20 protein-coding genes are annotated in these 26,110 nt (G+C 69.9%); 4 read left to right on the plus strand and 16 right to left on the minus strand.

All coding sequences use genetic code 11. The features are described from left to right. Positions 1-96 precede the first annotated feature (96 nt). Positions 97-2,241, plus strand: a complete 2,145-nt coding sequence (locus EOE66_RS03590; protein ID WP_128227284.1) for a M14 family metallopeptidase — start codon at positions 97-99, stop codon at positions 2,239-2,241. Positions 2,242-2,347: 106 nt separating this feature from the next. On the opposite strand, the gene EOE66_RS03595 is transcribed toward EOE66_RS03590, so the two are convergent. From EOE66_RS03595 to EOE66_RS03610, 4 genes are all read right to left on the minus strand, one after another. After that, positions 2,348-4,234, minus strand: a complete 1,887-nt coding sequence (locus EOE66_RS03595; protein WP_128227285.1) for a potassium transporter Kup — start codon at positions 4,232-4,234, stop codon at positions 2,348-2,350. Between the two features lie 80 nt (positions 4,235-4,314). Beyond that, positions 4,315-5,604: a glutamate--cysteine ligase gene (gshA, locus tag EOE66_RS03600; RefSeq protein WP_128227286.1), complete on the minus strand. Its 1,290-nt coding sequence runs from the start codon at positions 5,602-5,604 to the stop codon at positions 4,315-4,317. Positions 5,605-5,827: 223 nt separating this feature from the next. Further along, positions 5,828-7,336: an ammonium transporter gene (gene amt, locus EOE66_RS03605; protein WP_128227287.1), complete on the minus strand. Its 1,509-nt coding sequence runs from the start codon at positions 7,334-7,336 to the stop codon at positions 5,828-5,830. 26 nt (positions 7,337-7,362) lie between these two features. Further along, a complete protein-coding gene (locus EOE66_RS03610; RefSeq protein WP_054154110.1) occupies positions 7,363-7,701 on the minus strand; it encodes a P-II family nitrogen regulator in 339 nt (112 codons plus the stop codon). A 308-nt stretch (positions 7,702-8,009) separates the two neighbouring features. Here EOE66_RS03610 and EOE66_RS03615 point away from each other — a divergent pair, with 308 nt between their 5' ends. The 3 genes from EOE66_RS03615 to EOE66_RS03625 all read left to right on the plus strand — a co-directional run bounded on the left by EOE66_RS03615 (position 8,010) and on the right by EOE66_RS03625 (position 12,183). Then, on the plus strand, positions 8,010-9,539 hold the full coding sequence (locus tag EOE66_RS03615) for a YifB family Mg chelatase-like AAA ATPase (protein ID WP_128227288.1): 1,530 nt from the start codon (positions 8,010-8,012) through the stop codon (positions 9,537-9,539). Between the two features lie 72 nt (positions 9,540-9,611). After that, positions 9,612-10,946, plus strand: a complete 1,335-nt coding sequence (locus tag EOE66_RS03620; protein ID WP_128227289.1) for a tetratricopeptide repeat protein — start codon at positions 9,612-9,614, stop codon at positions 10,944-10,946. Positions 10,947-11,157: 211 nt separating this feature from the next. Then, on the plus strand, positions 11,158-12,183 hold the full coding sequence (locus EOE66_RS03625) for a Bug family tripartite tricarboxylate transporter substrate binding protein (protein WP_245478880.1): 1,026 nt from the start codon (positions 11,158-11,160) through the stop codon (positions 12,181-12,183). On the opposite strand, the gene EOE66_RS03630 is transcribed toward EOE66_RS03625, so the two are convergent. The 12 genes from EOE66_RS03630 to EOE66_RS03685 form a co-directional block, all read right to left on the minus strand. Beyond that, positions 12,164-12,526: an ArsC family reductase gene (locus EOE66_RS03630; RefSeq protein WP_128227291.1), complete on the minus strand. Its 363-nt coding sequence runs from the start codon at positions 12,524-12,526 to the stop codon at positions 12,164-12,166. The two genes, EOE66_RS03625 and EOE66_RS03630, sit on opposite strands and share 20 nt — an antisense overlap. A gap of 24 nt (positions 12,527-12,550) precedes the next feature. Further along, positions 12,551-14,599 carry a primosomal protein N' gene (locus tag EOE66_RS03635; RefSeq protein WP_128227292.1) on the minus strand — a complete coding sequence of 683 codons (2,049 nt, stop codon included), beginning with the start codon at positions 14,597-14,599 and terminating at the stop codon, positions 12,551-12,553. 451 nt (positions 14,600-15,050) lie between these two features. Beyond that, the gene (hemE, locus tag EOE66_RS03640; protein WP_128227293.1) at positions 15,051-16,148 is read right to left on the minus strand and encodes a uroporphyrinogen decarboxylase; all 1,098 of its coding nucleotides are present in this window, start codon (positions 16,146-16,148) and stop codon (positions 15,051-15,053) included. Between the two features lie 35 nt (positions 16,149-16,183). Next, entirely contained in the window at positions 16,184-18,139 is a 1,956-nt protein-coding gene (locus EOE66_RS03645) for an alpha/beta hydrolase family protein (protein ID WP_164884983.1), read from the minus strand. Between the two features lie 189 nt (positions 18,140-18,328). Further along, on the minus strand, positions 18,329-19,138 hold the full coding sequence (locus tag EOE66_RS03650; RefSeq protein ID WP_128227295.1) for a Rossmann-fold NAD(P)-binding domain-containing protein: 810 nt from the start codon (positions 19,136-19,138) through the stop codon (positions 18,329-18,331). 66 nt (positions 19,139-19,204) lie between these two features. Continuing rightward, positions 19,205-20,209 carry an XdhC family protein gene (locus EOE66_RS03655; protein WP_128227296.1) on the minus strand — a complete coding sequence of 335 codons (1,005 nt, stop codon included), beginning with the start codon at positions 20,207-20,209 and terminating at the stop codon, positions 19,205-19,207. Between the two features lie 45 nt (positions 20,210-20,254). Further along, positions 20,255-20,959 carry an ABC transporter ATP-binding protein gene (locus tag EOE66_RS03660; RefSeq protein ID WP_128227297.1) on the minus strand — a complete coding sequence of 235 codons (705 nt, stop codon included), beginning with the start codon at positions 20,957-20,959 and terminating at the stop codon, positions 20,255-20,257. 5 nt (positions 20,960-20,964) lie between these two features. Continuing rightward, positions 20,965-21,714, minus strand: a complete 750-nt coding sequence (locus EOE66_RS03665; protein ID WP_128227298.1) for an ABC transporter ATP-binding protein — start codon at positions 21,712-21,714, stop codon at positions 20,965-20,967. Beyond that, positions 21,711-22,661: a branched-chain amino acid ABC transporter permease gene (locus EOE66_RS03670; RefSeq protein WP_128227299.1), complete on the minus strand. Its 951-nt coding sequence runs from the start codon at positions 22,659-22,661 to the stop codon at positions 21,711-21,713. Before EOE66_RS03670 ends, EOE66_RS03665 begins: the two co-directional genes overlap by 4 nt. Positions 22,662-22,670: 9 nt before the next feature. Continuing rightward, positions 22,671-23,552 (minus strand): branched-chain amino acid ABC transporter permease, encoded by an 882-nt coding sequence (locus EOE66_RS03675; RefSeq protein ID WP_054137535.1) that lies wholly within the window; start codon positions 23,550-23,552, stop codon positions 22,671-22,673. 28 nt (positions 23,553-23,580) lie between these two features. Next, positions 23,581-24,831: an ABC transporter substrate-binding protein gene (locus tag EOE66_RS03680; protein WP_128227300.1), complete on the minus strand. Its 1,251-nt coding sequence runs from the start codon at positions 24,829-24,831 to the stop codon at positions 23,581-23,583. Positions 24,832-24,872: 41 nt separating this feature from the next. Continuing rightward, complete coding sequence (locus tag EOE66_RS03685) at positions 24,873-26,105, minus strand: FAD binding domain-containing protein (RefSeq protein ID WP_128227301.1); 1,233 nt, start codon at positions 26,103-26,105, stop codon at positions 24,873-24,875. Between the last annotated feature and the right edge of the window lie 5 nt (positions 26,106-26,110).

Genomic DNA, 26,110 nt, shown 5'->3' on the forward strand with positions numbered 1-26,110 from the left:
CCCCGCAGGCAGGGGGCGGGCGGGGTCGAGTGCGCGGCACCACGACACCTATGATGGCCTGAAAGCCCCATGAACACCGGGGCGGGAGCGGCCTTCATGCACACCTTCCTTCCCCGCCTTTCGGCGCTCGGCCTGGCCGTGGGCCTGGCGTTCGGCCTGGCGCTGCCGGCACAGGCCCAGAGCCGCACCGCCACGCCGGCCGGCGACGACATCTACCAGCAGCTGGAAGCGGAGAAGGGCGTCTACAACGTCTACAAGGCCTACTTCCCCAGCCGCGACATCGCGCGCAGGGCGGCGGTCACCTTCCATGCCCAGCTGCTGGAGAGCGACTACGCCGGCGGCTTCCTCGTCATGCAACTCGACGAGCGCGAAATGCGGCAGTTGCAGCGATTCGGCTTCCGCTTCGAGCGCGCCACCGAGTTCATCGAGCGCCGCAACCGCGCGCTGACCGAGTTCCAGATCGAACGCACGCGGCGCATCGCCGGCCAGCCCGAGCCGCTGTCCATCCCGGGTTACGCCTGCTACGAGACGGTGGAAGAGACCTTCAGCGCTGCCGATGGGCTGATCGCCGCGCAGCCCACGCTGGCCAGCTGGGTGACGGCCGGCAGCAGCTGGCTGAAGACGCAGGGGCAGGGCGGCTACGACATCAAGGTGCTCAAGCTCACCAACAGCGCCGTGGCCGCGCCTGCCGGTACGGCCAAGCCCAGGCTTTTCCTGACCAGCGCCATCCACGCCCGCGAGTACACGACGGCCCCGCTGGTGCTGGAGTTTGCCCGCTGGCTCGTCAATGGCTACGGCGTGAACGCCGACGCCACCTGGATCCTCGACCACCACGAGGTCCACCTGCTGTTCCACACCAACCCCGACGGCCGCAAGCGCGCCGAAACGGGCCTGAGCTGGCGCAAGAACGTCAACAACAACTTCTGCGCCAACACCAACACGCGCGGTGTCGACCTCAACCGCAACTTCAGCTTCGAGTGGAACAGCACGGCCGGGCAGGGCAGCAGCGGCAGCGCCTGCAGCCTGACCTACCGCGGCCCTTCGGCCGGCAGCGAGCCGGAGACGCAGGCGGTGCAGAACTATGCGCGCAGCCTCTGGCCCGACCGCCGCGGTCCGGGCGTGAACGACCCCGCGCCAGCCGACACCAGCGGCATCCACATCGACATCCACAGCTTCAGCGAACTGGTGCTATGGCCCTGGGGCGCCACGGCCTCGCCGGCGCCCAACGGCCCGGCGCTGCAGACCCTGGGTCGGCGCTTCGCCTGGTTCAACGGCTACCAGCCCACGCAGTCCATCGGCCTGTACCCCACCGATGGCACGAGCGACGGCCCGAGCTATGGCGAGCTGGGTGTGGCCGCCTTCACCTTCGAGCTGGGAACGGCCTTCTTCCAGAGCTGCTCGGTCTACGAGAGCACCGTCAAGCCGGGCAACCTGCCGGCGCTGATCTACGCTGCCAAGGTGGTGCGTACGCCCTACGTCACGCCCGGCGGGCCCGAGGTGACGGCGCTGGCGCTGGAAGGCAATGCCTCGGGCAGTGGCGTGGCCGCCGGCACGGCCGTGGCCCTGAGCGCCAGCGCCACCGACGCCCGCTTCAACCAGACCAACGGCACCGAAGCCACGCAGGCCGTGAGCGCCGCCGAATACACCATCGACACCCCGCCCTGGGAGGCCGCGGCCGTGCCGCGCGTGCTGCAAGCTGCCGATGGCAGCTTCAACAGCGCCACCGAGGCGCTGGCCGGCAGCATCAGCACGGCGGGCCTGGCCCCGGGCCGCCACACGGTGTTCGTGCGCGCGCGTGACGCCAGCGGCATCTGGGGCCCCGTGTCGGCGGTGTTCCTGAACGTCACGCCGGCGGTGGTGACCCAGCTGCCGGAGGTGGAAAGCAACGGCCGGCCCGCGCTGGCGCAGACGGTGTCGGTCTTCCCGTCGCTGGTCAACGCCACCATGGACACGCCGGAACGCAGCGAACGCAGCGACACCGACTTCTTCCGCATCGAGCTGGGTGCGGGCAAGACGCTCACGGCCGTGATGACCCCCAACGCGGGCGGCGACTACAACGTCGAGCTTCTGAACAGCGCGGGCCAGCGCCTGGCCGCCAACTTCCTGGGCACGGGGCAGGTGGAGACCGTGAGCTACAGCAACACCGGCGCCGCCTCGATGACGGTCTACGTGCGCGTGGGCTACGGCAGTGGCGGCAAGGGGCCGGTGGACGGCCGCTACACGTTGGCATTGAGCCAATAGAGCCCCGAAGGGGTCTTCCCCGATCAAGCTTCCGCCCGCGGAGCCGGCTCTGCCGGGCCGCCGGCTCGCCCCCCCTGGGGGTAGCGACCAGCGGGAGCTTGGGGGCTCAGATCTCTATCTTGGTGCCCAGCTCGACGATGCGGTTCGTCGGCAGATGCAGGAAGTCGGCCGCGGCGGCGGCGTTGCGGTGCATGCTGGCGAAGAGCTTCTCGCGCCACATCGGCATGCCGCCGCCGAAGCTGGGTACCACGGTGTCGCGGCTCAGGAAGTAGCTGGTCTCCATCTCTTCCAGGTTCACGCCGCGGCCGGCCAGCAGGGCCAGGGCCTCGGGCACGTCGGGCTCGTTCTTGAAGCCGAAGTGCAGCGTCACCTGCCAGCAATCGTGGCCCAGCGGCTCGATCTGGCAGCGCTTGTCGAAACCGATCCACGGCACCTCGTGGTGCTGCACCGTCACGAAGAGGTTCTGCTCATGCAGCACCTTGTTGTGCTTGAGGTTGTGCAGCAGCGCGAACGGCGTGCTGCCTTGCTCTGCGTTGAGAAACACCGCCGTGCCGGCCACGCGTGTGGGCGGGCTGATGAACAGCGATTCGAGGAAGGGCTGCAGCTCGATGGCCTCTTCACGCAGGCGTGAGCCGAGCAGCGCACGGCCGCGTTGCCACGTCACCATCAGCGTGAACATCGCTGCGCCGATCAGCAAGGGGAACCAGCCGCCGTCCAGCACCTTCACGGCATTGGCCGCGAAGAAGGTGATGTCCACCAGGAAGAAGAAGCCCGTGGCCGCCACGCACAGCGCCATCGGCAGCTTCCAGGCGTAGCGGATGACGAAGAAGGTCATCACCGTGGTGATGCTCATGTCGATGGTGACGGCAATGCCGTAGGCGCTGGCCAATGCGCCGCTGCTGCCGAACACCACCACCGCGAACACGACGCAGCCGTACAGCGCCCAGTTCACGAAGGGCACGTAGATCTGGCCCGTGGCACGCACGTTGGTGTGCAGGATGCGCAGCCGCGGCAGGTAGCCGAGCTGTGTGGCCTGCTTGGTGACGGAGAACGCCGCCGTGATGAGCGCCTGCGAGGCGATGACGGTGGCCAGCGTGGCCAGCCCGATCAGCGGGAAGAGCGCCCAGTGCGGCGCCATCTCGTAGAACGGGTTGTTCACGTTCTCGGGGTGCTGCAGCAGCATCGCGCCCTGGCCGAAGTAGTTCAGCACCAGCGCCGGCATCACCACGCTGAACCAGGCCAGGCGGATGGGGCGGCGGCCGAAGTGGCCGAGATCGGCATACAGCGCTTCGGCGCCCGTGACGCACAGCACCACCGCGCCCAGGGCGACGAAGGCGATGCCCGGGTGCGCGGCCATGAAGCCCAGCGCATGGTGCGGCGACAGCGCCACCAGCACCGCCGGGTTCTTGGCGATGTGCATCACGCCCAGCAGCGCCAGCACGCCGAACCAGGCCAGCGTGATGGGGCCGAACAACCGCCCCACCACCGCCGTGCCGAAACGCTGCGCCCAGAACAGCAGCGTCAGCACGAGCAGCGTGATGGGCACCACGTAGCGGTGCAGCGCGGGGGCGGCCACCTCCAGGCCCTCCACCGCCGACAGCACGCTGATGGCCGGGGTGATGACGCCGTCACCGAAGAAGATGGCGGTGCCGAAGATGCCCAGCAGCAGCAGCCGCTCGCGCAGCTTGGGGTGGTCTTTCACGGCCTGCGAGGCCAGCGCCAGCATCGCGATGAGGCCGCCTTCGCCATGGTTGTCGGCGCGCAGGATCAGCACCACGTACTTCAGAGACACCACCACCGTCAGTGTCCAGAACACCAGCGAGAGGATGCCCAGGATGTTCTCGGGCGTCAGCGGCACGCGGCCGTGCGCGAACACTTCCTTCAGCGCGTAAAGCGGGCTGGTGCCGATGTCGCCGTAGACCACGCCGATGGCGGCGATGGTCAGCGCTGCCAGCGCGGCGGGCGTGTGGGTCTGCGGGCTTTCGCGGCTCATGGTCGGCCGCGCATTGTGCGCCTGCCTGCGTCAGCGGCTGCTGCGGGTGTTGCAGTGCAGCATCGCACGCGGGCCCGTGCTCACTCGTAGCTCTCGGCGTCGGGGTCGGTGGCTTCCAACTCGTAGGCCGCGGCCAGCATGGCCAGGCGGCCGATCACGCCGTACATGTAGAAGCGGTTGGGCGCGCTGGCGCCCGGCTTGCTGCCGGGCTTGGGCAGCGTGTGGCTGCCGGCAAAGGCCAGCGGCACGTAGCGCGAGCCCGGCGAGCACAGGCCTTCGTCGATGCCGCGGTCGGCGTGCACGCGGTAGAAGCCGCCCACCACATAGCGGTCGATCATCATCACCACGGGCTCGGCCACGGCGTCGTTCATGCGCTCGTAGGTGGGCACGCCTTCCTGGATGATCAGTTCATCGGGCACCTGGCCTTCGCTGACCAGGCCTTCGCGGCCGCGCATCACGCGCTCGCGGTCGTCGAGATCCTTCACGTCGCGCACGGTCAGGATGCCCTGGCCGGCCGCGTTGTCGGCCTTCACCACGACAAACGGCTTCTCGTTGATGCCGTATTCCTTGTACTTGCGGCGCACCTTGGTGAGCAGGGCGTCGACGTTGCTCTTTACGCAGTCCAGCCCGCTGGGCGTGTCGAAGTCGACCTTGCCGCACTGGCCGTGCATGGGGTTGATGAGCCAGGGGTCCATGCCCAGCAGCTTGGCGAACTTCTTGGCCACCTCTTCGTAGCTCTGGAAGTGGCGGCTCTTGCGGCGCACGCCCCAGCCCGCGTGCAGCGGCGGCAGCAGGTACTGCTCGTGCAGGTGCTGCAGCGCGCGCGGCACGCCGCCCGAGAGGTCGTTGTTCAACAGGATGGTGCAGGGGTCGAAGTCCTTCAGCCCCAGGCGGCCGCGGTTGCGCAGCAGTGGCTCCAGCGTGAGTTCGCTGCCATCGGGCAGCGCCACGGGCATGGGCGCGGTGAGCGCCGGGTCCATCGAACCCAGGCGCACGTTCAGGCCGGCCTGGTTGAAGATCTGCACCAGCTGCGCCACGTTCTGCAGGTAGAAGCTGTTGCTGCGTTGCTCGGGGATGAGCAGCAGGTTCTTGGCCTCGGGGCAGATCTTCTCGATGGCCGCCATCGCCGCCTGCACCGCCAGCGGCAGCATCTCGGGCGTGAGGTTGTTGAAGGTGCTGGGGAAGAGGTTGGTGTCCACCGGGGCCAGCTTGAAGCCCGCGTTGCGCAGGTCGGCCGAGGTGTAGAAGGGCGGCGTGTGCTCCATCCACTCGAGCCGGAACCAGCGTTCGATGGCCGGCATCGACTCGAGGATGCGCTGCTCGAGCTCGTTGATGGGCCCGTTCAGGGCGGTGGTGAGGTGGGGAACCATGGCGCGTGCTCGGTAGGTCTGCGGCCAAGGGGCCGCAGAGAGCCGGGAATTCTGCCCGACCCCGCCAAGTGGCGCTGAGCACGAACGCGCACGAGGCAACGAAAAGGGCGCCCAGAAGGGCGCCCTTTTCGAGCCCCGCCGAGATGACACGCGGGCCAAGCCCGTCGTGTCGATCGAGGCGAGATATTCGAGCACCCGGGCGCCAGCCCGGGTGTCCCGAATATCACTTGTTGTAGGCGGTCTCGCCGTGCGACGAGATGTCCAGGCCTTCGCGCTCTTCGTCTTCCGGCACGCGTAGGCCCACCGTCAGGTCGACGATCTTGTAGGCGATGAAGGCCACCACCGCCGAGATGATCACGGTGTAGATGATGCCCTGCGCCTGGATCCACAGCTGCGCGCCGATGCCCGGGAACACGCCGCACTTGTTGGCGATGTAGTCGCAGGCGCCCAGGCCGCCGAGGTCGGGGCTGGCGAACACGCCGGTCAGCAGCGCACCGATGATGCCGCCCACGCCGTGCACGCCGAACACGTCCAGCGAGTCGTCGGCGCCCAGCATCTTCTTGAGCCCGCTCACGCCCCACAGGCAGACCAGGCCGGAGACCAGGCCGATGACCAGCGCACCGCCGACACCGACGAAGCCGCAGGCCGGGGTGATGGCCACCAGGCCGGCCACCGCGCCCGAAGCTGCACCCAGCATCGAGGCCTTGCCCTTGAGCAGCGCCTCACCGGCCGTCCACGCCAGCGTGGCGGCGGCGGTGGCGACCACCGTGTTCACGAAGGCCAGCGAAGCGATGCCGTTGGCTTCCAGGTTGGAGCCGGCGTTGAAGCCGAACCAGCCCACCCACAGCAGCGAGGCGCCCACCATGGTCAGCGGCAGGCTGTGCGGGGCCATGGCTTCCTTGCCGTAGCCCACGCGCTTGCCGATCATGTAGGCACCCACCAGGCCCGCCACGGCGGCGTTGATGTGCACCACGGTGCCGCCGGCGAAGTCGAGCGCGCCCTTGGCCCACATGAAGCCGGCTGCGGCCGTCACCTTCTCCAGGCTGGCGGCGTCGGTGATGGCGTCAGGGCCGTCCCAGTACCAGACCATGTGCGCCACCGGCAGGTAGCTGAAGGTGAACCACAGCACCGCGAACAGCAGCACCGCGCTGAACTTGATGCGCTCGGCGAAGGCGCCGACGATCAGCGCCACCGTGATGGCCGCGAAGGTGCCCTGGAAGGCCACGAAGCTCAGCTCGGGGATGTAGACGCCCTTGCTGAAGGTGGCCGCGATGCTGTCTGGCGTGACCCCCTTCAAGAAGAGCTTGTCGAAGCCGCCGAAGAAGGGGCTGCCGCCAGTGAAGGCCACGCTGTAGCCGTAGATGACCCACAGCACCGAGATCAGCGCGAAGATCATGAACACCTGCATCAGCACCGACAGCATGTTCTTGCTGCGCACCAGGCCGCCGTAGAACAGCGCCAGGCCGGGGATGGTCATCAGGATGACGAGCATGGTCGACATCGTCATGAAGGCCGTGTCGCCCTTGTTGGGCACGGGGGCCGGGGCGGCCGCGGGGGCGGCGGCCGAGGCGGCCTCAGCGGCCGGTGCGGCGGCGGCCGCCGGCGCCGAAGCCGCGTCCACCACGGCCGAGGCCGCAGCGGCGGCCGAAGCGGCGGCGTCCTGCGCCCAGGCGCTGCCGCCCAGGCCCAGGAGCGCAACGCCCAGGGTCATCAAAGCAAGAAGTTTTTTCATGTTGGGGCTCTCGTGGGGATGCGTGCTTACAGCGCGTCCTTGCCGGTCTCGCCGGTGCGGATGCGAACCACCTGTTCCAGCGTGGTGACGAAGATCTTCCCGTCGCCGATCTTGCCGGTGCGGGCCGAGCTCTCGATGGCCTCGATGACACGGTCGACGATGCCGTCGTCCACGGCCGCTTCGATCTTTACCTTGGGCAGGAAGTCGACCACGTACTCCGCGCCGCGGTACAGCTCGGTGTGGCCTTTCTGGCGACCGAAGCCCTTGACTTCGGTCACGGTGATGCCTTGGACGCCGATGCCGCTGAGGGCTTCGCGCACTTCGTCCAATTTGAAGGGTTTGACGATCGCAGTCACCATCTTCATGGTCGTTGCTCCTTGGATACGGTGGACAAGCCCCGGCGCTGCACAGGTGCCGGGTCTCGGGGGTTCTGGAATTCGAAACGGGTGGGGTCGATCGGGCAGCAGGCCTTGTGGGCCGGTCTGGCGGGCAGGTTTGCAGATTCCATGCCACAGCGCGGGCGGCCCCGCGCCGCCCCGGCGGGCGGTGGCCCTCGGAAGGGTGAGCATTCTTCGCACCAAGACGGTGCAGACACCCTCTTCGCACGCTCTTGGTGCGGATACCGGGCCGCCGACCGGCTGCCGAGAATTTGCGCCACACAAAGGAGGTGGCTATGACGCTGGCGCTGGTGATGAGCCGGGCCCTCGACGGCCTGGAAGCGCCCGAGGTGCACGTGGAGGTGCAGCTCGCCAACGGCCTGCCGAGTTTCACGCTCGTGGGCCTGGCCGACACCGAGGTGAAAGAGTCGCGCGAACGCGTGCGCGCGGCGCTGCAGCAGAGCGGCTTCAACTTCCCGCACAACAAACGCATCACCGTGAACCTGGCGCCGGCCGACCTGCCCAAGGAGAGCGGGCGTTTCGATCTGCCCATCGCCTTGGGCATCCTGGCCGCGGCGGGTGAGCTGGATGCGGCGCGCCTGGCAGCCTGCGAGTTCGCCGGTGAACTCTCGCTGGCGGGCGAACTGCGGCCGGTGCGCGGTGCCTTGGCGCTCGGCTTGGCCGCGCTGCGCGGCGGCGCCGGCCGCACCCTGGTGCTGCCCGCCCTGAGCGCCTGCGCCGCGGCGCAGGTGCCGGGGCTGGACGTGCGCTCCGGCCGCCATCTGTCCGAGGTGGTGGCAGCGCTGCGGCCGGGCGAGGCGGCCGATCCCCTGCCCGTGGCTCGGCCCGCGCCCGCGTCGGCGGCGGGCGCAGCGACGACGCCCGATCTGCGCGAGGTCAAGGGCCAGGCCGCCGCCAAGCGCGCGCTGGAAATCGCGGCAGCCGGGGCGCACAGCCTGTTGCTGGTGGGCCCGCCCGGCACCGGCAAGAGCATGCTGGCCCAGCGCCTGGCCGGCCTGCTGCCGCCGCTGGCCGACGAAGAAGCGCTGGCCAGCGCCGCGCTGCGCGGCCTCACCACGGCCGGTGCCGATGCCGAGAGGCTGGCGCAACGCCCGGTGCGCTGCCCGCACCACACGGCCAGCGCGGTGGCGCTGGTGGGCGGGGGCTCGCCGCCGCGGCCGGGCGAGATCTCGCTCGCCCATGGCGGCTTGCTGTTCCTGGACGAACTGCCCGAATTCCCCCGCGCCGCGCTGGAGGCGCTGCGCGAGCCCTTGGAGACCGGCCGCATCACCATCTCGCGCGCGGCGCGGCAGGCCAGCTTTCCGGCGCGCTTCCAGCTGGTGGCGGCGATGAACCCCTGCCCCTGCGGCTGGCACGGCGCGGCAGCGGCCACCGGCCGGCACTGCCGCTGCTCGCCCGAGGCCGTGGCGCGCTACCAGGGCAAGCTCTCGGGCCCGCTGCTCGACCGCATCGACCTGCAGGTGGACGTGCGCGCCGCGCCCGCGGCCGAGCTTCTGGCCCTGCCCGACGGCGAGCCCAGCGCTGCCGTGGCCGAGCGCGCTGCGGCTGCGCGAGAGCGGGCGCTCACACGCCAGGGCGAGCCCAACGCACGGCTGGAGGCCGCCGCCATCGACCGCCACTGCGCGCTGGACGACACCGCCACGCGTTTCGTGCGCAGCGCGGCCGAAACGCTGGGCTGGAGCGGCCGCCGCCTGCACCGCACGCTGAAGGTGGCGCGCACCATCGCCGACCTGGCCGGCGCCGAGTCGGTGGGCACGCTGCATCTGGCCGAGGCGCTGCAGCTGCAGCGTGTGCTGCCAGGGTGAGCGCCCGTTGGCGCGCCGGGGGCGGTCCGCGCCTAAACTCCGCCGCCTTCAGCCTTCCACAGCCGCCGCCCCATGTCTGCTGCCTTCGACACCGCCCGCGCGCACTTCCAGCAGGGCGTGGCGGCTTTCGAGGCGGGTGATGCTGCTGCGGCCGAAGCCCACCTGCTGGCCTCGCTGCAGCACCTGCCCGGCCGGCCTTCGACGCTGGTGAACCTGGCCGCCGCGCGCCTGGCCCTGGGCCGGCCGGCCGAGGCGCTGCCGCCGCTGGACGAAGCGCTGGCCGCCAGCGCCGCCCAGCCCGACGCCTGGTGCCACCGCGCCAGCGCCTGCAGCGAAATCGGGCGCGACACCGAGGCGCTGGACAACCTGGCCCGCGCGCAGGCGCTGGCCCCGCTGCCGCCGGCCGCGCGCTGCCTGCAGGCCACGCTGCTCAACCGCCAGGGCCGGCATGCCAAGGCATTGGCCGTGCTGCAGGCGCTGCTGGCCGAGCACCCCGCGCTGGCCGATGCCGAGCTGCTGCGCGGCCAGACCCTGCAGGCCCTGGGTCGCCCCGATGAAGCCTTGGCGGCCTACCGCGCCGCCACTGCGGCCGACCCCGCGCTGCCCGACGCCTGGCTGCACCAGGGCGTGCTGCTGGCCGAAGCCGGCCAGGCCGAGGCCGCCCGCGCGGCGCTGCAACGCGCCCGTGAAGCGGGCGGCGACGCTGCCTTGCTGGACTACCTCTCGGCCCCGCTCGCCGGCAGTGCCACGCCGCCGGTGGCCCCGGCGGTCTACCTGCGCCTGCTGTTCGACCCCTACGCCGAGAGCTTCGACGAGCACCTCGTGCAGCAGCTGCACTACCGTGGCCACGAGGCGGTGGTGGCCGCGGCGAAAGCGGCGGCACCGGCCGGCAGGCCCACGCCGCTGCGGGCGCTGGACCTCGGCTGCGGCAGCGGCCTGTGCGGCCCGCTGCTGCGGCCCTGGGTGCAGCGCCTGGAAGGCGTGGACCTTTCGCCGACCATGGTGCGCCTGGCCCGCAACCGCGCTTGTTACGACACGGTGCACGAGGCCGAGTTGCTGCAGCACCTGCGCGCGCAGCCCGCCGCCAGCGCCGATGTCATCGTCGCGGCCGATGTCTTCATCTACCTGGGCGAGCTCGGTCCGGTGTTTGCCGAAGTGGCCCGGGTGCTCGCCCCTGGCGGTTGCTTCGCGTTCTCGGTGGAGCAGGCCACCGAAAGCGAGACGGTGTTGCCGGGCGTGGCCTTCGTGCTGCGCCGCAGCCTGCGTTACGCCCACACCGAAGCCGGCCTGCGGGCCACGGCGGCGGCCCAAGGTCTGCAGGTGCGCAGCGCCGAGGCCGTGGTGCTGCGGCAGGAACAGCAGCAGCCCGTGCCAGGCTGCGTGATGGTGCTGCAGCCCCACGCCTGACGGCGGTGACGGCATCGCACCCGCCGCGCTGCAGCGCCGACGGAGACAAAAGCTCACATTCGCAGAATCGCGGCTGCGCCGTGCCCCGGGGTGCCAACGCAGAATCGGCACTCCGCGGTCCGCCCGCGCTCCACCGGCCCCGATGGCCGCTGTGCCCATGAACCGAGTTGCTGGCTGGTTGGGTTGGTTTGCTGTCTGTCGGGGGGGCTTGGTGGCGGTGGTCGCCGCCGCGGGGCTGCTGGGCAGCGCACAGGCGCAGGGCTGGCAGCCGACGCAGCCTGTGGAACTGGTGGTGCCGGCCGGCACCGGCGGCGGCGCTGACCAGATGGCGCGGCTGATCCAGAAGCTGGTGGCCGACCACCGCCTGATGCCGCAGCCCGTGCAGGTCAGCAACAAGGCCGGCAATTCGGGTGTGGAAGGCCTGCTCTACATGAAGGCAGCGCAAGGCGACCCGCACAAGCTCGTCATCACGCTGTCGAACCTGTTCACTGCGCCGCTGGCCGCCGGGGCCGACGTCGGCTGGCGCGACCTGACACCGGTGCAACTGCTCGCGCAAGACCAGTTCGTGCTGTGGGTGCACGCACAGGCGCCTCAGCGCAACGCGGCCGAGATGCTGGCGGCGCTGCGCAGTGCGCCGCCGGGCAGCCTGAAGCTGGGCGGCACGGGCAGCCGCCAGGAAGACCAGCTCATCAGCGTACTGCTGGAAACCGCCGCGGCCACGCGCATCGCCTACGTGCCCTTGAAGGGCGGCGGTGACGTGGCCAAGGCCCTGGCCGCGCGCGAGGTCGACCTGACGGTGAACAACCCGATCGAGGCCGAGGCCCTGTGGCGCCAGGGCGTGCTGAGGCCGTTGTGCGTGTTCGACGGCAAGCCGCTGGCCCAGCGCGTCCCGGTCGCGGGCACGCAGTCCTGGGCCGATCTGCCCACCTGCATGTCGGCGGGCATGCCGGTGCAGTACCTCATGATGCGCGGCATCTTCGCGGCGCCCGGCCTCACGCCGGCGCAGCGCGCCTACTACGACGGCGTGCTCGACCGCCTGCGCGCCTTGCCCGAGTGGCAGGCCTTCATGGCCCGCGGGGCCTTCAGTGCCACCGTGATGAAGGGCGCCGAGTTCGAGGCCTGGCTCGACCGCACCGAGCGCTTCCACCGTGTGCTGATGCGCGAGGCCCGGTTCAAGGCGCCCGCTGTCCCAGTGGCCGCGCCCGCAATGCCGACCGCTAGCGCGCCGAAGAAGTAGCCGCGGCCCAGGCCTCGGCGTCGAAGCCCACGGTCAGCCGGCCGTCGGCCCAGGCCACCACCGGGCGCTTGATGACGCTGGGCGCGCGGCGCATCAGCGCGGCGGCGCTGGCCGCATCCACCACCGCCGCCTGCTCGGCCGGTGGCAGCTGGCGCCAGGTGCTGCCCTTGCGGTTGAGCAGCGTCTCCCAGCCGGCCGCGGCCAGCCAGCGCTGCAGCGCGTCTTCCGGCAGGCCTTGTTTCTTGAAGTCATGAAAATCGTGCGCCACGCCGTGCTCGGCGAGCCAGGCGCGGGCGCGCTTGACGGTGTCGCAGTTCGGGATGCCGTAGACGGTGGTGCTCATGCGTGTGCGCCTGTGGGTTCGGGTTCAGATGGCCAGCGGGTCGATGTCCACCGCCCAGCGCAGCAGGCCCTTGTGGGCGCCGCGCAGGCCGTTCAGCTGCGGCAGCCAGCCCGCCAGCGTGCGCTGGAGCGCGGCGCGCGAGGGCGATTCCAGCAGCATCTGCATGCGTTCGACATCGGCGAGCTTGGCCACGAAGGGCGGCACGGGCGGGTAGATGGTGACACCGGCCGTGGCCGCGTCGATCAGCGCCGCGGCGTCGTGCAGGAAGCCGGTGGCGGCCTCGGCCGTGCGCGCCTCGGCACGCAGCAAGGCCAGGTGCGCAAAGGGCGGCAGGCCGGCGGCCTGGCGTTCTTCCAGCTGCGCGGCGGCGAAGCTGTCGTAGTCGTGTTTGCGCAGCGCCGCGAAGAGCGGGTGCGTAGGGCTCCAGGTCTGCACCCACATCTCGCTGCGCGCGGCCTGCTCGGCATCGCGCCCGGCGCGGCCGGCGGCCTGCATGAGCAGTGCAAACAGCCGCTCGGGCGCGCGGAAGTCGCTGCTGAACAGCGCGCCATCGGCGTTGATGGCTGCCACCAGCGTGACACGCCTGAAGTCGTGCCCCTTGGCCAGCATCTGCGTGCCCACGAGCACGTCCACCTCGCCCGCATGCACCTCGGCCAGCTGCTGCTGCAGGCTGCCGGCAGCGCGCGTGGTGTCGGCGTCCAGCCGCGCCACGCGCGCCTGCGGCAGCAGCGCGGCGAGCTGCTCCTGCAGCTTCTCGGTGCCCCGCCCGATGGGCGCGATGTCGAGGTTGCCGCACTCGGGGCAGGCGCGCGGCACGCGTTCGCTGTAGCCGCAGTGGTGGCACTTCAGCGTGCGGTCGAGCTTGTGGAAGACGCGCCAGGCGCTGCAGTGCGGGCAGCCGCTTTTCCAGGCGCAGGCACCGCAGTGCAGCACCGGCGCGTAGCCGCGGCGGTTCAGCAGCAGCAGGCTCTGCTCGCCGGCGGCGATGCGTTTCTCGATGGCTTCCAGCAGCTGCGGCGCGAGCACACGCTCTTGCGTGCCGCGCGGCAAGAGGTTCATGTCCACCAGCCGCACACGCGGCATCGCCCCGCCGCCAATGCGCTGCAGCATCGGCAGTCGCCGGTAGCGGCCTTCCTGCACGCGCTGCCAGCTCTCCAGCGAGGGCGTGGCCGAGCCCAGCAGCACCGGCACGCCGGCGTGGTGGGCGCGCCAGACGGCGAGGTCGCGCGCCGAGTAGCGCGCGCCTTCCTGCTGCTTGAAGCTGGGGTCGTGCTCCTCGTCGACGACGATCAAGCCCAGCCTCGGCAACGAGGCGAACACCGCCAGCCGCGTGCCGAGCACCAGGTCGGCCTGGCCCAGGTGGGCCTGCAGCCAGTGGCGCAGGCGCTGCGCGGGCGTCAGCGCGCTGTGCAGGCTGACGAGCACCCGGCCCGGGAAGCGCTCGGCGAAGCGCGCCTCCAGCTGCGGCGTGAGGTTGATCTCGGGCACCAGCACCAGGGCCTGCTCGCCGCGCGCCAGCGCATCGGCGGCGGCGCGCAGGTAGACCTCGGTCTTGCCGCTGCCCGTCACGCCGTGCAGCAGCACGGGTTTGGCGCGGCCCTCGGGCGTGCCCAGGACTGCCAGCGCGGCGGCCTGTTCTTCGCTGAGCTCGGGCAGTGCCGGGGGCGGCGCGGCGGCGGCCGCGGGCGGGGCACCGGCCAGCTTCTTCAGGCGGCGGGCGAGTTGGGTGTCGTCCAGCTTGCGCAGCTCGGGCGGCAGCACGGCCAGCGCCAGTTCGCCCAGACCGCGCTGGTAGTAGGCCGCGGCGAAGGCCACCAGCGCGCGCCAGTCGGCACCCATCGGCGGCAAAGCCGTCAGTGCCACCGTCACCGGGCGCAGCACGGGCGGTGCTGCCTCGGCCTCGGGGCCGGGCTCCCACACCAAGCCCGGCACATCGCGTTTGCCCAGCGGCACACGAACCAGGGTGCCTGGCGCCAGCGGCTGCTCACTCGCGTAGTCGAGCAAGCCACTCACGCTGGTGTGGCGCGGGGTTTCCACCGCCACCGCCACGCGGCCAGGCCAAGAGGCTGTCATCGGACTGTCACTTGCGTCACAAATCTCGGCTCCACTTCAAGCAAGTGCCGCAAGTCCATGATCAACAAGGCTTTTTCCGGCTGTCCACGAAATCTGTGGATAAGTTTGTGGGGAAGCTGCGCCAAGCTGCGCCAAGTGCTTGATTCTGCGGGGCCTCGGGCCCGGTTGCCCGTTTTGGTGGCAGTGCGGCGAATTCATAAGAATCAACAACTTAGCACCAATCTGGCCCAATTTCTCTCACTTGGCGTTGTGCTGTGCACAAGCCGGGGCGTGAGGCGGGAAAATGGGGATAAGTCAAGCCCTGAGCGCTCACTCACCCGACATTTTTTGCTGCTGCAGCGCAGCGAATGCTGGCCGTGGCAGGGCTCCTGGCCGACCGGCGGGCTGAGCGCTCACTCACCCCGCGATGGCGTTGTGGTGGGCCCCGGCGCTGCGAAGCGCCGGGCGGACCTCAGGCCGGCTGGCGCTGGCGGCGCGAGTGTGCGTGCACGGCCTCGACCAAGGCCGTCACGTGATCAGGGGGGGTGAACTGGCTGATGCCGTGGCCGAGGTTGAAGATGTGGCCGTCCCAGCTGCCATCGGCGCGCTGCGGGCGGCCGAAGCTCTCCAGCACCTTCACGCCTTCGCGCGCCACGGCCTCGGGCGGCGCGAAGAGCACGCTGGGGTCGAGGTTGCCCTGAAGCGCCACGCGGTGGCCCACGCGGGCGCGTGCCGTGCCGAGGTTCATGGTCCAGTCCAGGCCCACCACGTCGGCGCCAATGGCGGCGATTTCTTCCAGCCACAGCCCGCCGCCCTTGGTGAACACGACCACCGGCACCTGGCGGCCCTCGGCCTCGCGCTTGAGGCCGGCCACCACCTGGCGGGTGTAGTTGAGGCTGAATTCCTGGAAGGCGCCGTCGGCGAGCACGCCACCCCAGCTGTCGAACACCATCACGGCCTGCGCGCCGGCGTCGATCTGCGCGTTGAGGTAGGCCGTCACGGCTTCAGCGTTCACAGACAGGATGCGGTGCATCAGGTCGGGCCGGCTGTAGAGCATGGTCTTGATGAGCCGGTAGTCGTCGCTGCCGGCGCCTTCGACCATGTAGCTGGCCAGCGTCCAGGGGCTGCCCGAGAAGCCGATCAGCGGCACCTTGCCGGCCAGCGCCGTGCGGATGGACTTGACGGCGTCGAAGACGTAGCGGAGCTTGTCCAGGTCGGGCGAGCGCAGCGCCATCACGGCAGCTTCGTCGCGCACCGGGTGCGCGAAGCGCGGCCCTTCGCCGGCGCCGAAGCTCAGGCCCAGGCCCATGGCGTCGGGCACGGTGAGGATGTCGCTGAACAGGATGGCGGCATCGAGCGGGTAGCGCTCCAGCGGCTGCAGCGTCACCTCGGTGGCGAACTCGGGGTTGGTGGCCAGCCCCATGAAGCTGCTGCCGGCCTTCACCCGCGTGGCCTTGTACTCGGGCAGGTAGCGACCGGCCTGGCGCATCAGCCACACCGGCGTGTGCGTGGTGGGTTGGCGCAGACAGGCGCGGAGAAAGGTGTCGTTGTGCAGGTGGGGCGAAGTCATGCGGACCATTATCACGGGCGCTTTCGCCCCTTCCGTCACTTCAGGTGCGCACCCAGGAAAGTCTCTACCCGACGCCAGAAGTCGATGCGGTTGGCATCGAGCGAGAAGCCGTGGCCTTCGTCGTCGTAGGTCACCCACTCGACCTTCTTGCCGTTTTTCAACAGCGCGTCGCGCATGCGCTCTCCGTTCTGGATGGGCACACGGCGGTCGAGCTTGCCGTGGATCAGCAGCAGCGGGGCCTTGATCCTCGCCGCCTGCTCCAGTGGTGAGGTCGCGATGAAGCGGGCTTCGTCCTTCACCGGGTCGCCCAGCAGCGTGCCATAGCCGTACTTGCGCCCTTCTGTGCTGACGTCCGACCAGTGCATCGAGAACATGAAACGCTGGTCGGCCACGGCCATGAAGGCCACGCCGCACTGGTAGAGGTCGGGGTCCTTGGCCAGGCCCATCAGCGTGGCGTAGCCGCCGTAGCTGCCGCCGACGATGCACGCCTTGCCGGGCGTGGCCCAGCCCTTGTCGACAGCGAACTTCAGCGCGTCGGTGACGTCGTCCTGCATCGTCAGGCCCCACTGCTTGAAGCCGGCGCGGAAGTGGTCGTCACCGTAGCCACGGCTGCCACGGAACTCGGGTTCGATGACCACATAACCGCGCGAGGCCAGGAACTGGGCCTGCGCGCTCCATTCCCACTCATTGCCGCGCACCCAGGGGCCGCCGTGCACCAGCACCACGGCCGGCGCCGGCTTGCCGTTGGCCGATGCCGGGCGCGTCACCCAGATCGGCAGGTCGCGCTTGTCGCGGGCCTGCGTGCGGTGGAACTCCAGGCGCGACATGCGCCGTGGATCGATGTCGGGTCGGCTGGGGCCGAGGGCGAGCAACTGGCCTTTCTCAGGACGGTAGATCAGGAATTCGCCTGGCATCACGTCGGAATACGACGCGATCAGAACCACCTTGGGTTTGTCGCAGGGCCGGCAGCTGAGCAGGTTCACCCGGCCCGGCAACTTGGCGTCGATCTCTGCCTGGATGCGCTGCATCGCGGGCTCGAACCACACTGTCGTGCGGGCGTCCACCTGCAGAGAGATGCCCGACACCTTGCCGGAGCCCGGCGCTGTGCGCGGCCGCACGTTGGGCTCGAAGCCTGGGGTGGCGACAAGGGGTTCGGGCGCGAGCTTGCCCGTGGCAAGGTCGAGCCGGCGCAACTCGCCGCCAGTGCCTGTGTCGGTTTCGACGATCAGATTGCCCGAGTCGTCCACATACGACGGCCAGAAGCCCGTTTCGAAGCGCGGTGTCTTGCTGATCAGGCGCCAGGGGGCGTTGCCGTCTTCGGACCAGTGCATCGAGATCTGGCCGTCGCGCTCGTCGATGAGCACGCGCGCGCGGCCCTGGTTGTCCAGCAGCACATCGGTGGAGCGGGGGGCGTCCTTCAGCATGGTGCGCACGGCAAGCGTGCCCACGTCCAGCACCATCGCATTGCTGTGGCTGTACTCGCCGCGCACGTCGAAGACCCACTCCTCCACGATGATCTCGCGCGAGCCTGGCGTGCCCAGGCCGACGAAGCTGTGGTTGGCGGGCAGCGCGCGGCGGCGCGCCGGGCCATCGTCGCCGCTGACAAAGGCGTCATACGAACGGCGGATGAGCTGCTTGCTCTCGCTGCCGTCGCGCTTCATCGACATCAGGCCGGGACCGCGGCGATCGCTGCCAGTACGGCCCGGCTCCTCCAGCCCGAAGATCAGCCAGTCGTCGTTGACCCACTGGAACCACATCACATCGGCGTTGGGCGCTGCCTCGATGAAGCGTTGGGCTTCACCGCCTTCCAGGTCGATGAACAGGAAACCCACGCGCTTGCCGGGCACGCTGGTCAGCACGGCCAGCCACCGGCCCGAGGGCGACAGTTCGGGCGCGCGCAGGGCCGAGGGCTTGAAGAAGGCCTCCACCGGCAAGGCCGCGGGCGTGGTCTGCGCCAAGGCGGGAAGCCCGGCCGTGAAGCAAAGGGTCAAGGCAGCACCGACGATGCGGGCGTGACCAATCAGGGCCAGCGCAAGTCGACGCGGCCGGAGGTTGAAACGAGGCACTGGTAACTCCCTGCTGGGGCGATCACCATGGCCGCCCTCTTGCGTCGATTCTGCCCAGGGCGCCACGTCCTTGTCCATGCATCCTGCCCCCGGAAATGCACGGGGGCGAGGCACTCACCAGCGGGGTCTTGCAGCGCGGGTTTCGGGCAAGGTGCGGCCCTGCAGCCAGGCCTGCAGCAGCGGCCTGCCGCCCTCGGGCTGGGCCCAGTCCCAGATCAGGTCGGGCGCCACCACGCGGGTGCCGGGCGGTGCGGCGGGCAAGCTTGCGGCCAAGTCGCTGACGAAAGCCGCCACCTTGGCGGCGCGCAAGGCCTGGTCGCGCTGCGGCACCATCCAGTGCAGTTGCGCGAGCAGGCCGCGGCCCAGGCGGGCCAGCAGGGCGCCCGGCCTGGGCGCAGCGCCGGTACCCGGGCGTGCCGGCCGTACGAAGACCAACTGCTGGAAGCCGAGTTGGGCCACGGCCTGCTCGTCCAGGCTGGCCAGGCCAGCACGCAGCGCCTGGGGCAGCAGGCCCGGTGCGTGCGGCAGCACCACCACGAGGTGCTGCACACCGCAGGCCAGAAGCCAGGCGGCCAGCGCCGGCAACTCTTCGGCGGCCGGTTGGACGAAGGCCTCTTCTCGACCGTGCCGAGAGCGGCCGCGGTCGAAGACCACCACAGCGATGTCGGCTTGCTGCTGCGCCAGTGGCGCGGTCTGCCAGCCGGCCGTGTACCACACCTGCAGGTCGCGCAGCGCTGTGCCCATGGTCTGCTGCACCAGCACGCCCACGGGGCTGAAGGGGCCGGCCAGCAGTTGCTCGAGCACCGCGGAGCCCAAGGGGCCCGCACCGCCTGCCACCACCACGCGCGGCAGGCGCCCAGGAGTCTCTGTGCGCGGTGCCATGCCACCGCGCAAGGCCTCGTGCAGCAGATCGGGGACAGGCATGGCCGCATTGTCGCGGCCGCCCGACCCAAGTGCAGGGCCGGCGCCGAAGACGGCCGTGTCAGGGCCTCAAGCGCTCACCCGGCACTCGGTCTGCGAGCCGCTCCAGTCGGCCAGCGGGCCGGTGAGATCGACGCCGCGGCGCGCTGCCGTCATCTCCGCGACGATGCTCATCGCGATCTCGGGCGGTGTCTTCGCGCCCAGGTTCAGGCCCACCGGGCCGCGCAGCTTGAGCAACTCGGTCTCGCTGACGTCGAAGTCCTTCAGGCGCAAACGCCGGTTGTCGTTGTTGCGGCGGCTGCCCAAGGCGCCCACGTAGAAGGCCGGCGTCTTCAGCGCTTCCATCAGCGCCAGGTCGTCGAGCTTGGGGTCGTGCGTGACGGCCACGAGCGCGCTGTTGGCGTCGAGGTTCATCGCGATGACGAGGTCGTCGGGCATCAGGCGCGACAGGGTCACGCCTTCCATCTCGGCCCACCCTTCGTGGTACTCCTCGCGCGGGTCGCACACTGTCACGCGGTAATCCAGCATCACCGCCATACTGGCCAGGTAGCGGCTGAGTTGTCCGCCGCCGATGATCACCAGCCGCAGGCGCGGGCCGTGCACGGTCTCCAGCACCTGGCCGTCGAAACGCAAGGCGTCGCCGTCGTCGCAAGGGCGCAGGCTGACGAGCCCCGTGGCCAGTTCCAGCCGCCGGCGGATGACGCGGTGGCTTTCGATGGCGGCCAGCATGTCGCGCAGCAGGCTCTGCGCCGACAGCGGCTCCAGCACGATCTGCACCGTGCCGCCGCAGGGCAGGCCGAAACGCTGCGCTTCCTCGGCCGTGACGCCGTAGGTCGTGGCCTGCGGCAGGCGCGGGGCGAGCTCGCCCCGCTTCACGCGGTCGATGAGGTCGTCTTCGATGCAGCCGCCCGAGAGGCTGCCGGCCACCTGCCCGTCGTCGCGGATGATCATCAGGCTGCCCGGCGGCCGCGGGCTGCTGCCCCAGGTGCGCACCACCGTGCCCAGCACCACGCGGTGGCCACGGTTCATCCAGTCCATCGCGGTGCGGATGACTTCGACGTCCATGCTGTTCATGCGTCGCTCCTTCACTGTCAATGTGCCTAGCGTGCCACAGCTCGGTCAGACTGCGCAGTACTTGTCCTGGATGTCCTTGTCGGCCAGCAAAGCGCGGGCGTCGCCCTCGTGCACGATCTGCCCCTGGTCGAGGATGTAGGCGCGGTCGCTCACGTTCAGCGCGCGTTCGACGTTCTGCTCCACCAGCAGGATGGTGGTGCCTTCGCTTTTCATGCGCGCGAAGAGCTCGAACATCTCGTCCACCAGCACCGGCATGATGCCCTCGCTGGGTTCGTCCAGCAGGATCATGCGCGGCTTGCTCATCATCGCGCGGGCGATGGCCAGCATCTGCTGCTCGCCACCGCTCATGCTGGTGCCCTCCTGGTCCATGCGCTCGGCCAGCCGCGGGAAGGTCTTGGCGATCTCCTCGATGCGCGTGGCCTCGTGCTTCACGTCCTTGCCGGCGATCAGCCCCAGGCGCAGGTTCTCGCGCACCGTCAGGCCGGGCACGATGCGGCGGTCTTCGGGCACATAGGCCAGGCCCAGGTGGTAACGCTTGTGCGCGGGCTGGGTGAGGATCTCCTGCCCGTCGAAGGTCACGCTGCCGCCCGGGCGCGAGATCAGCCCCATGAGGGTCTTCAGCGTCGTCGTCTTGCCCGCGCCGTTGCGGCCCATCAGCGTGACGATCTCGCCGGTGCGCACCTCGAAGCTCAGCCCTTGCACGACGTGGCTGGTGTCGTACCAGGCGTCGAGTTTTTCGACTTTCAGCATCTTGTTCAGCCCTGCCCGAGGTAGACGCGCCGCACGTCGGCGTTGGCCTTGATGTCGGCCGGCGTGCCTTCGGCGAGGAACTCGCCGTGGTGCAGCACCAGGAGGCGTTCGCAGATGCCCATCACCAGCTTCATCTTGTGTTCCACCAGGATCACGCTGCGCTCGGCGGCCAGCGCGGTGATGAGGTCCATCATCACCACCGTCTCTTCCGGGCTCATGCCGGCGGTGGGCTCGTCCATGAGCAGCAGCTCGGGCTCGGCGGCCAGGGCCATGGCCACTTCCAGCGCGCGCTGCTGGCCGTGGGCCAGGTCGGCCGCGGGGCGCCTGGCGTGCGCGGCCAGGCCCACGCGCTGCAGCAGGGCGTGGGCGCGGTCGTCCACCTCGGCCATGCCCGCGCGCGGCTTGAAGAGCTGGTAGCGCGCATGCCGCATCTGCACCGCCACGCGCACGTTCTCGTGGGCGCTGAGCTGCTTGAACACGTTCGTGATCTGGAAGCTCTTGGCAATGCCGATGCGCGCGAACTCGTGCTGCGCCAGGCCCGTGATGTCGTGGCCCTTGAACTTCAGCCGCCCGCTGCTGGGCGGGAAGGCGCCGCTCACCACGTTGAAGAAGGTGCTCTTGCCCGCACCGTTGGGGCCGATGATGGCGCTGAGCTTGCCGGGCTGGAAACTCGCCGAGACGTCGTTCAGCGCCACGAACTTGCCGAAGCGTTTGCTGACGCCCTGCACTTCAAGAATCGGTGCCGCCGCCGTCATGCGCGCTGCTCCAGCTTCTTCATGAAGGTGCCCCAGATGCCGGCGGGGAAGAAGAGCACGAAGATGATGAAGACGGTGCCGACGATGGCCATCCAGTGTTTCGTCATCGTCGTCACCACGTCTTCCAGCGTGAGGAAGACGCCGGCGCCGATGAAGGGCCCGAAGAAGGTGCCCATGCCGCCCAGCAGGCACATCATCACGGCCTGGCCCGACAGCAGGTAGTGCAGGCTCTCGATGGGCACCACGCTCAGGTGCAGCGCGCGCAAGGCGCCAGCCAGGCCGCACAGCGCGGCGCTGATCACGAAGACCAGCAGCTTGGTGCGCGCGACGTCGTAGCCGCAGGCGGCGGCGCGCTTTTCGTTCTCACGCACGGCTTCAATCACCGCGCCGAAAGGCGAGGCCAGCAGCCGCGACACGAACCACAGCGCCACCGCCACGAAGGCCAGGATGACGTAGTACTTGACGTTGGGGTTGAGGAAGTCGAGCGTGAACCCGAACACCTCCATCTGCGGCACCTGGATGCCGCGCAGGCCGTTCTCGCCGCCCGTCCAGCGTTCGGCCTTGTAGAAGGCGTAGTAAACGATCTGCGCCAGCGCCAGCGTCACCATGCTGAAGTAGATGCCGCGCGTGCGGATGGCGAGATACCCCATCACCACGCCCACCAGCGCCGCGCTGGCCACGCCCAGCAGCACCGCCAGGCCCCAGGGCATGCCGAAATGCACCATGCCGATGCCGGTGAGGTAGCTGCCCACGCCGAGAAAGGCCGCATGGCCGAAGCTCAGCAGCCCGGTGTAGCCGAACAGCAGGTTGAAGCCCACCGCGAAGAGGCCGAAGATGAGGATGTTGATCGCCAGCGCCTGGTAGGGCATCAGCAGCGGAAACACCAGCAGGAAGGCGATCACCGCGGCCACGCGGTGGCGGCGGATGAAGAGGATGGCGTCTTTCATGCGCGGAACTCAGCTCATCAGGCCCGGCTTGCCGAACAGGCCCTGCGGCCGCACCAGCAGCACCAGCGCCATCAGCACGAAGATGCTCAACTCGGCCAGGTCGGGCGCGAACAGCGAGGTCAGCGCGAAAACCACGCCCACCAGCAGCCCGGCCACCACCGCACCCACCAGGCTGCCCATGCCGCCGACCACGGTGACGACGAAGCTCTCGGCCAGCACGTGCACGCCCATCTCGGGGTTCACCGCCCGCGTGGGCGCGGCCAGCACGCCGCTCAGGCCCGCGATGGCGCAGCCGATGCCGAAGACCACCAGCCACACGCGCGAGATGTCGATGCCCAGCACGCGGCAGATCTCGCCGTCGCGGCTGCCGGCGCGCACGATGAGGCCGTAACGCGTCTTCTCCAGGAAGAGCCACAGCGCCACCACCACCACCGCGGTGGCGAAGATGAGGAAGAGCCGGTACTTCGGGAAGTAGCCGATGCCCAGGTCGACCGCGCCGCGCAGCTCGGGCGGCGTGGAAGACGGCAGGCCTTCCACGCCGAAGGCCAGGCGCATGGCCTCGATGAGCACCCAGCTCAGGCCGAAGGTCAGCAGCAGCGGGTAGTCGATGCCGCGGCCGTAGAGCGGCCGCACCAGGAACCGTTCGGTCAGCAGCCCGATGCCGCCCACCACCAGCGGCGTGAGCACCAGGCTGAACCAGAAGTTGCCCGTGAGGCCCAGGAAGTACAGCCCGATGAAGGCCCCCACCATGAAAAACGCGCCGTGGGCGAAGTTCACCACGGTGAGCATGCCGAAGATGAGGCTCAGGCCGATGGCCAGCAGCGCGTAGATGGCACCCAAGGCGATGCCGGTGACGAGCTGCAGGGCCAGCAGCGAGGGGGTGATCTCCATGGAAGCGACCTTCGTGGGCTGTGCAGCTTCAGGCCGGCTTGTGGCCCATCTCTTCGCAGCTGCGCAGGTTCTTCTCGTTGGCGTCTTCGATGGCCAGCACGTTGAAGACGTCGTTCTTGTCCTTCATGCCCTTGGACTTCGATTCGACGATGACCACGCTCTGCACGCTCTGGTGGTCGCACTTCCGATAGAACTGCGGGCCCTTGTACCAGTCGTACTTCAGCTGGCGCAGCGCGATGGCCACGCGCTGCGAATCGGTGGCGTCGGCGTTCTTCACGGCCTGCAGCACGCTCAGGATGCCGGCGTAGCCCAAAGCGCCGTAGTCGGAAGGCACGGCGCCGTTGTAGGCCTTGCGGAAGGCGTCGTTGAACTTCTTCGCGCTGGGGATCTTGTCTTCCATGCCCCAGTAGTAGCTGGTGCCGCCGAGGATGCCCTCGAAGGCGTCGGCACCGCCGGCCACGCGGCTGGTGTACAGCAGCACGGGCGCGATGATCTTCGTGCCCTGCTTGAGGCCGAAATCGGTGGCTTGCTTGGCGCTGTTGACCAGGTCACGGCCGAAATTGCAGAGCACCAGGATGTCGGGCTTGAGCGCCTGGATGCGCGGCAGGAAGGCGCTGTAGTCGGCGGCACCCAGCGGGTGGCGGATGTCGGCCAGCGTCTGCGCGCCCAGGGCCTGGCCCGCGCGCTGGAAGCCGCGCACCATCTCGTGGCCATAGGCGTAATCGGCCGTCAGGTACACGATCTTCTTGCCGAACTTCGGGAAGGCGTAGCGCGCCACGGCACCGGCCGTGAGGTGCGGGTTGAGCGCTTCGTGGAAGGTGTAGAGGCTCCAGTCCTTGGCCTCATTGATGGCGTCGCTCTGGCTGATGCTGTTGAACAGCACCTTGCGCTCGCGCGTCACGGCGTTGATGCTGAGCTGCGTGGCCGCGCTCAAGCTGCCGACGACGAAGTTGACCTTGTCCTTCTCGATCAGCTCCAGCGTGCGCGTGGCGGCCTCGCCCGGGTTGAGCTTGTCGTCGCGCACCAGCAGCTCGGCCTTCTGGCCTTTGTGGCCGCCAGCGGCATTCCACTCCTTGACGGCCAGCTCGGCGGCGCGCACCTGGTCTTGCGCCTCGGCGCTGAAGGGGCCGGTCAGCGGCACCGGGAAGCCGATCTTGATGGGCGCCGCTTGTGCACGGGCGATGTTGAACAGCGCAGGGGCGGTGGCCAGGGCACCGCCGGCCAGCACCAGTTGGCGGCGGCGGGGGCTGTTCACGGGCTTGACGGGCAGGTCGTTCATCGGGCTTGTCTCCTTCGGGTTGAAAGAAAAGGCGGGCTTCTTCAGGCGGCCAGCGCTTCGGGGGGGTAGGTTTCGAACAGGGCCGGGTCGATGGCCGTCTGCTGCATGGGGCCGCGCGGATCGCGGTAAGGCGGTGCGCTGCCCGGCGGCAGGGCCAGCGGCGCGCCGAGCAGGCGCGCGCGCTGCACCACGGCGGCGGCGCTGGCATGGCGCTCGGCCTCGTAGCGCTGCAGGGCCTCGGGCGTGGCGCCGTGTAAGGCGATGCAGGCGGCCAGGGCCGCAGCGTCGTCACCGGCCTTGGCCACGCCCATGCCCACGTGCGGCCGCGCGACGAAGGCGGCGTCACCCATCAACGCGATGCGGCCGTGGGCCAACTGTGGCGAGACCAGGTCGTAGATGGGCTGCAGGAAGGGCTGCGCGGTCTTCTCGACGATCTCGGCGAACTGCGGCGCGAGCTTCTCGCGCGCGGCCTGGCGCATGGCGGCGATGTGGCGCCGGCTCACCAGCTGCGGCGGGATGCCTTCGGCGTGGTGCACGCCGTCGGCGTCGGTCAGCAGGGCCTGCAGCTCGGCCGGCGTGGGCGCGGGCCGGTACCAGACGAAGTTCCAGCGCCGCTGGCCCACGGCGGTGCTGTTGCCTTGCGCGCCGTGGTCGCCGGCGACGGGGTAGCCGATCATCTGCTCGCCCGCCGGCAGCCCGAAGCCGAAGTGCGGGAACAAGGTTTCGCGCGTGTGGCGCGAGAGCACGGCCTCGTCGCACACGCCGCGCCAGGCCACGTAGCCGGCGTACAGCGGCTTCACTTCGGGCAGCCACTGCTGGCGCACCGTGCTGCGGATGCCATCGGCGGCGATCAGCAAGTCGGCCTGCAGCACTTCGCCGCCGGCCAGCTGCACCTGCACGCTGTCCTTCAGTGCCGTGACGCTGTCGACGGCCGCGCCCAGCCGGTGGCGTTCGGCGGGCAGGGCCTCGTTCAGCAGCGTGTACAGGCGCCCCCACGAGGTGAGGATCTGCGGATGCGCCCAGCGGCACAAGGCCTGGCCCTCGGGGCCCAGCACCACACGTTCGGCCACGGGCACGCCCAGGGTCTCGTCGACCACCGCGCCGGCAGCGCGCAAGGTCTGGCGCAGGCCTTCGTGCGTGACGATGCCCGCGCCGCGCCCCTGCAGCGAGCGCGGCGAGCGTTCCAGCACCGTCACGTCGTGCCCGGCGCGCAGCAGCAGGTTGGCGGCCATCAGGCCCCCGAGCGATCCACCGACGACGAGGATGCGCGCCATGGCGG

The organism is Rubrivivax rivuli (genome assembly GCF_004016505.1).
GTDB lineage: Bacteria > Pseudomonadota > Gammaproteobacteria > Burkholderiales > Burkholderiaceae_C > Rubrivivax > Rubrivivax rivuli.